At 65.3% G+C, this 6344-nt stretch carries 6 protein-coding genes; all 6 read right to left on the bottom strand.

The window, feature by feature from the left end; all coding sequences use genetic code 11:
* Positions 1–297 precede the first annotated feature (297 nt).
* A complete protein-coding gene (locus tag ACESNG_RS08415; protein WP_373068545.1) occupies positions 298–1857 on the bottom strand; it encodes a peptide MFS transporter in 1560 nt (519 codons plus the stop codon).
* On the bottom strand, positions 1854–2879 hold the full coding sequence (locus ACESNG_RS08410) for an ABC transporter ATP-binding protein (RefSeq protein WP_373068543.1): 1026 nt from the start codon (positions 2877–2879) through the stop codon (positions 1854–1856). The genes ACESNG_RS08415 and ACESNG_RS08410 overlap by 4 nt, the downstream gene beginning before the upstream one ends.
* Entirely contained in the window at positions 2876–3952 is a 1077-nt protein-coding gene (locus ACESNG_RS08405) for an ABC transporter ATP-binding protein (RefSeq protein ID WP_373058982.1), read from the bottom strand. Before ACESNG_RS08405 ends, ACESNG_RS08410 begins: the two co-directional genes overlap by 4 nt.
* Positions 3949–4821 carry an ABC transporter permease gene (locus tag ACESNG_RS08400; protein ID WP_373058980.1) on the bottom strand — a complete coding sequence of 291 codons (873 nt, stop codon included), beginning with the start codon at positions 4819–4821 and terminating at the stop codon, positions 3949–3951. The genes ACESNG_RS08405 and ACESNG_RS08400 overlap by 4 nt, the downstream gene beginning before the upstream one ends.
* Positions 4818–5759 carry an ABC transporter permease gene (locus tag ACESNG_RS08395; protein ID WP_373059006.1) on the bottom strand — a complete coding sequence of 314 codons (942 nt, stop codon included), beginning with the start codon at positions 5757–5759 and terminating at the stop codon, positions 4818–4820. Before ACESNG_RS08395 ends, ACESNG_RS08400 begins: the two co-directional genes overlap by 4 nt.
* 23 nt (positions 5760–5782) lie before the next feature.
* On the bottom strand, positions 5783–6344 hold a 562-nt coding region (locus ACESNG_RS08390), incomplete at its 5' end, for a hypothetical protein (RefSeq protein WP_373068541.1).

Here is a 6344-nt window from a genome sequence, read left to right as displayed (position 1 = left end):
TGGCTCATGACCCAGCACTCACGTGAGTCTCGAGTTTTGGGTTGAAGTTCGGAGTTGTGGGTGACTCATGACCCGGAACGTTGGCTCACGACCCAGCACTCACGTGAGTCTCGAGTATTGGGTTGAAGTTCGGAGTTGTGGGTGATTCATGACCCGGAACGTTGGCTCATGACCCAGCACTCACGTGAGTCTCGAGTTTTGGGTTGAAGTTCGGAGTTGTGGGTGACTCATGACCCGGAACGTTGACTCACGACCCAGCACTCACGTGAGTCTCGCGCAGCAGCGCGACTCGGGTGACTACTTCGCGGTAGCCATCATGCGGCGGATCGGGACGATCATCAGTGCCAAGATCACCGTCGCGCCGAAGAGCGCGATCGCCGTGCCGCTGAACACGAGTGGCGTCTGTTCGAGCTTGGTGGGATCCACGTACCCGCCAACGAGTCCGGCGACCAGGTTGCCGACCGATGTGGCCAGGAACCAGATGCCCATCATCTGTCCGAGGTAGCGCCGCGGCGCCAGCTTCGTCATCGACGACAGGCCCACCGGACTCACGAACAGCTCGCCCATCGTCTGGAAGAAGTAGCTGATGATGAGCCACCACGGCGACACCAGCACCGAGCCGCCGCTGGCGACGACGCGATTCGCGGCGAAGAGCATGATCAGAAATCCGACACCGGCCAAGGCGAGTCCCAGCGCAAATTTGGCCGGACTCGAGAGGTCGATATTGCGCTTCGCCAGCATGATCCAGAGCGCGGCGATGACCGGCGAGAACAGAATGATGAAGGCCGAATTCACCGTCTGAAACCAGGTGGCGGGAATCTCGAATCCGAAGAAATTCCGGTCAGTGAAGTCTTTCGCGAACAGCTGCAATGATGTCGGTGCCTGCTCGAAGGCCGCCCAGAAGATCGCGGCGAACACGAAGAGCACGAAGATCACACCGGAGCGCCGCTTCTCGTCGCGCGTGAGCCCACCGAACGCGAACAGAAAGCCGAAAAAGGCGACGGCGATACCGACCAGCACGAATGTCATCGCGCCGCCGATGGCCTGCGGATCGAGTGCGACGACACCGGTGCCGGCCAGCACGAACACCATCGCGAGGACAACGAGACCGGCGATCGTGTAATTGCGGACCGTGCCTTCACGTTTCGCTTGCACCGCGGGATTCGGATCGCGCACGATGTCCTGCCCCAGCGTGCCAAGCATGTCCTTCGCTTTCAGCCAGAACACGAGAAGTCCGAACAGCATGCCCACGCCAGCGGCGCCAAAACCCCAGTGCCAGCTGACCCGCTCGCCCAGATATCCAGTGACCAACTGACCCAGAAAGGCACCGGTGTTGATGCCCATGTAGAAGATCGAGAAGCCGGCGTCACGTCGCGCACCACCCTCGGGGTAGAGATCGCCGACGATGGCCGAAATGTTCGGCTTGAGCAGTCCGGTGCCGAGCACGATGAGCACGAGACCGAGGAAGAAGAAGATCTTGCCCATACCCGCGCCGGCCATTCCTGAAATGCCGATGGCGAGGTGCCCCGATGTGATCAGCACGGCGCCGATCAGGATGGCGCGACGCAATCCCAGCCAACGATCGGCGATCCAGCCACCGGGCAGCGACGCGAGATAGACCGACGCGGCGTAGATGCCCACGATGGCCGATGCGGCGGGACGGTCGAAACCGAAGCCGCCATCGGCGAGCGCGGCTGCCATGAACAGCACCAACAGCGGGCGCAGTCCGTAGAAGGAGAAGCGCTCCCACATCTCGGTCAGGAAGAGCAGGCCGAGTCCGCGCGGATGACCGAAGAACGCGCGATCGCTGGCGGGGTTCGGTGCGGACGAGTCCGTACGGAGTGAGGGAGGCGTCACGACGCGTTCGATGAAAGGTGGAGAAGCGGCTGCTTGATGCAGGCCACGAAGTGTCCAGGAGACTTTTCTTCCAGCGGCGGCACCACGCGTGTGCATTCCGCATCCTTGCGCGGACTCGGGCAGCGCGGATGAAACACGCAGCCACCAGGTGGGTTCGCCGGAGAGGGCGGATCCCCCGGAAGCAGAATGCGTTGGCGCTTGACCGTCGGATCGGGGACCGGCACCGCAGAGAGCAGCGCCTGCGTGTACGGCATCAGCGGCGTGCGGAAGATCGTGCGGCGCGGCGCGAGCTCGACGATGCGGCCCAGATACATCACGGCCACGCGATCAGCCATATGCGCCACGACGGCGAGATCGTGCGCAATGAACAGATAGGAGAGGCCCCGGTCGCGCTGCAGGTCGCGTAGCAGGTTGACGACTTGCGCCTGCACACTCACGTCGAGTGCCGACACCGGTTCGTCGCACACGATGAACGACGGCTCGACCGCCAGGGCGCGCGCGATGCCGATCCGCTGTCGCTGACCGCCGGAAAATTCGTGCGGATAGCGTGATGCGTACTCGGGGCGCAGCCCCACTTCATCCAGCAGCGTGGATACACGACGATCGGCGTCGCTGCCTTCGGCGAGCCCGTGCACGATCAATCCTTCCTTGATCGCGGCGCCCACCGTCATGCGCGGATTGAGCGAGCCGTACGGATCCTGAAAAATGATTTGTATGCGCCGCCGCATGCGTCGCAGCGTTTCGCCCCGCAACGCCAGCACGTCGGTTCCCTCGAAGCGCACGGTTCCGGACGTCGGTTCAATCAGACGAAGAATCGAACGGCCCGTGGTCGTCTTGCCACATCCCGATTCACCCACGAGGGCCAGTGTTTCACCCGAGTGTACGTCGAACGACACGCCATCCACCGCTTTCACGGCACCGGTGACGCGCTGCAGGAGGCCTGTACGAATGGGAAAGTGCTTGGTGAGATTGCGCACTTCGAGCAGCGGCGCCGTGGGTGTGCCCGTTTTCGCGGAAATCATGCGCGTGTCACCTCATGCGTGTCGGCCCGACGCGTGACGTCGTGCCGCGCCGGTTCTTCGACGAGATGACACCGCGCCCGGTGGGCCGATCCTACCTGCAACAGTGCTGGCTCCTCCTTTGCGCAGCGTTCGAACGCATACGGGCATCGGTCGCGGAACGTGCATCCACTCGGCAGCGCGGTGGGCGGCGGGACGGAACCCGCGATGGTCTGCAGTCGCTCCTCCTCCTGGCCGAGCTTCGGGATTGCCGCGAGCAGTCCCTCCGTGTATGGATGGCGTGGCGCGGCAAAGAGATCGGCGACGTTCGCTTCCTCGACCACGCGGCCGGCGTACATCACGATCACGCGCGAGGCCATCTCGGCAACCACGCCAAGGTCGTGCGTGATCAGCAGCAACGCCATCCCGGTGCGCGCGCGTAGATCGCGCAGCAGCTCGAGGATCTGCGCCTGGATGGTGACGTCGAGTGCGGTGGTCGGTTCGTCGGCGATCACCAGCTTGGGCGACATGATGAGTGCCATGGCGATCATCACGCGCTGGCGCATACCGCCGGAGAGTTCATGCGGGTACTGCTTGGCGCGCGCAGCCGCGTCGGCGATGCCGACCTGCGCCAGCATGTCCACGGTGCGGCCCCACGTCTCCTGCCGCGAGAGCTTCGTGTGGACGCGCAGTACCTCCGCGATCTGGCTGCCGACGGTGAGGACCGGATTGAGCGCCGTCATCGGCTCCTGAAAGATCATCGCCATGTGCTGGCCGCGAATGGTACGCAGCTTCTCGGCATCGAGCGTCAGCATGTCGCTGCCGTCGAACAGGATCCGGCTGCCCGACTCGATTCGGCCCGGTGGTGGCACGAGACGGAGGAGCGAGAGCGCCGTAAGCGACTTTCCGCATCCGGACTCGCCAACCAGGCATACCGACTCGCCGCGCGCGACGGTGAACGACACGCCATCGACAGCGCGCGCCACGCTGGAGCTTCCTCCGCTGGTGGCCATCGGGAAGGCGATCTGCAGCGCCTGCACCTCGAGCAGCGGACGATCGGGCGCGGTCGTCGAGTCGCGTGTGGCAGGAATCGTCACGGGCGCAGGGTACGGGAGGAGGAGGGGGCAAGCGACGCGGCGAGACTCGTCGCAAGACTCGGAACGTGATTCGGTGCGAACCGCTCGCGCAAGGCGTCGCCGAGGGCATTGCAGGCGAGCACGGCGAAGACGGTGGCCAGACCGGGAAACAGCGAAAGCCACCATTCGCTCTGTACCACCCCCGCGCCGTCACGGAGAATCGTCCCCCAACTCGCTTGTGGCGCCTGGATGCCGAGGCCGAGATAGCTGAGCCCTGCCTCCAGCGCGATCGTGGCGGCGACCCCGAAGCTGGCGTTGATCACAAGCGTCGGCAGCAGGTGCGGCAGCAGGTGGCGCCAGAGCAGTCGCGGGCCACGCACCCCCATGGCTCGCGCAGCCACAGTGAACTCCCGCGTGCTGAGGGCGTGCAGTTCGTCGGTCACGACGCGCGCGGTGTCGAACCACCCCGTGAGTCCGATCAGCAGGACCAAGGCGGGAAACGACAGTGCGCCCCACAGTGCGCCCACCGCCAGCAGCACCAGCAGACGCGGAATCGACAACGCGACATCCAGCAGGCGTCGCATCGTGGTATCGACGACGCCACCGACCAGTGTCGAGATCGCACCATACAGTGTGGCCACGACGAGCGACAACGACACCGACAGGACGGCGAGTGCGAGCGAGACGCGTCCGCCCTCGAGCACGCGGCTGAAGACATCGCGACTTGCGGCATCGGTGCCGAAGGGGTGCGCGAGCGAGGGGGCCTGGCTGCGGAGCGCGATGATGTCGAGCTGCGCGTTCGGTGCGTACGGCGACAGCAGCGGTCCGGCAACGACCACCGACACGAGGAGCGCGATCAGCACGACGGCCGGCGGCACTTGGCGACTCACGGGCTGCGTAACCGTGGGTCGGCGATATCCCGTGCGATGTCGGCGAGCGCCGCGCCGAATGCCGTGACGGCGCTGCCGAGAATGACGCCGGCGGAGACCACCGGATAATCGCGGGCTTCGATCGCACGAATCATGGCGTAGCCCATGCCGGGCCAGGAGAACACGCGCTCCACGAACACGGCGCCGGTGATCAGCGCAGGGAGCATCAAACCGGTCACCGTGATCACCGGCAGCAGCGCGCTGCGCCACGCCTGACGGCGCACGGCCGATTCAGTGAGCCCCTTCGCGCGAGCGGTGCGCACGAAGGACTGCGCCATGCTCTCCTGCATCGCGTTGCGTTGATAGCGCGCGAAGACCGATATGCCGACGAGTGAGAGCGATGTCAGTGGCAAGACCAGATGGCGCAGGCGGTCCAGGAGTTGCTCGCCCGCACCCATGTAGTCGTACATCTCGCCGGTGATGCCGGTGACCGGTAGCCAGCGAAGGTGATACGCGAAGACCGCCAGCAGCAGCAACGCCAGCCAGAACTCCGGGAGCGAGTAGAGCACGAGCAAGGCGGTCGACGTGATCCGGTCGCGGCGCGATCCCGCACGTGCGCCCTGCCAAGCGCCGATCAGCATGCCGCCTACAAGACTCACACTGAGCGCGCATCCCATGAGAAAGAGCGACCGCGGCAGTGCATCGGAGAGCACGGCCGCCACGGGACGATGCTGATCGCGCGACCAGCCGAGATCGCCGCGCACGAGCGACCAGAGCCACCGACCGTACTGCGTGGCCAGCGAGTCATCGAGCCCGTACTGCGCGCGAATGATGGCGCGCAGTTCCGGAGAAATGCCTTCGCCGAGGGCGGTGGCGGGGTCACCCGGCGCTAGCTGAAGCAGCACAAAGGCGAGCGTGGCCGCCGCGAAGACCACGGCCACGCCCTGCGCGGCGCGCATGATCACGCGACGGGCGATGGTGGTCAGCGAGGCGTCCCCAGCCCGATGCGATCGCGATCGATGCGCTGGGCGGGATCCACGCGCCAATCGGCGAGACCGACGAACCAGCCATCGGCCCGCAGCGGAGTGGTGATGAAGCGACGACTGATCGCCACCGGCGAGCGCTGTTCATACAACCAGACGGCCGGCACGTCGTCGTCGATCTGCTGAAACGCCCGCGCCCAGTAGCGGCGACTCGTGGTCGGATCGAATGTCGTGAGTGCGCTGTCGAGCAGAGCATCGAACACGGGACTCGCGTAACGGCCGGTATTGGAGCTCCCGCGTGAGGCCCACGTCTGCAGTAGTCCGACCAGCCCCGGGCTTGGCTGAAATGCTCCCAGATAGGCGTCGAATGCCTGACGCTCGTACACGGCTTCGTTCCACGCATTGTTCTCGAGCACCTGTGGCGTCGCCTTCACGCCGATCACCCGATACTGCTCCTGCAGCAGGACCGCATAGCGCTGCCGTGACGTGCTGCTACTGGGAATGAGGATGTCGAACGCGAGTGGCACGCCGTCGCGATCGCGCACGCCGTCGCGGTCGCTG

Origin of the sequence: Gemmatimonas sp., assembly GCF_041689975.1 — a bacterium.
Taxonomy (GTDB): domain Bacteria; phylum Gemmatimonadota; class Gemmatimonadetes; order Gemmatimonadales; family Gemmatimonadaceae; genus Gemmatimonas.
The sequence above is the reverse complement of the archived record's forward strand: the minus strand, read 5'-3'. Positions and strand labels throughout refer to the sequence as shown.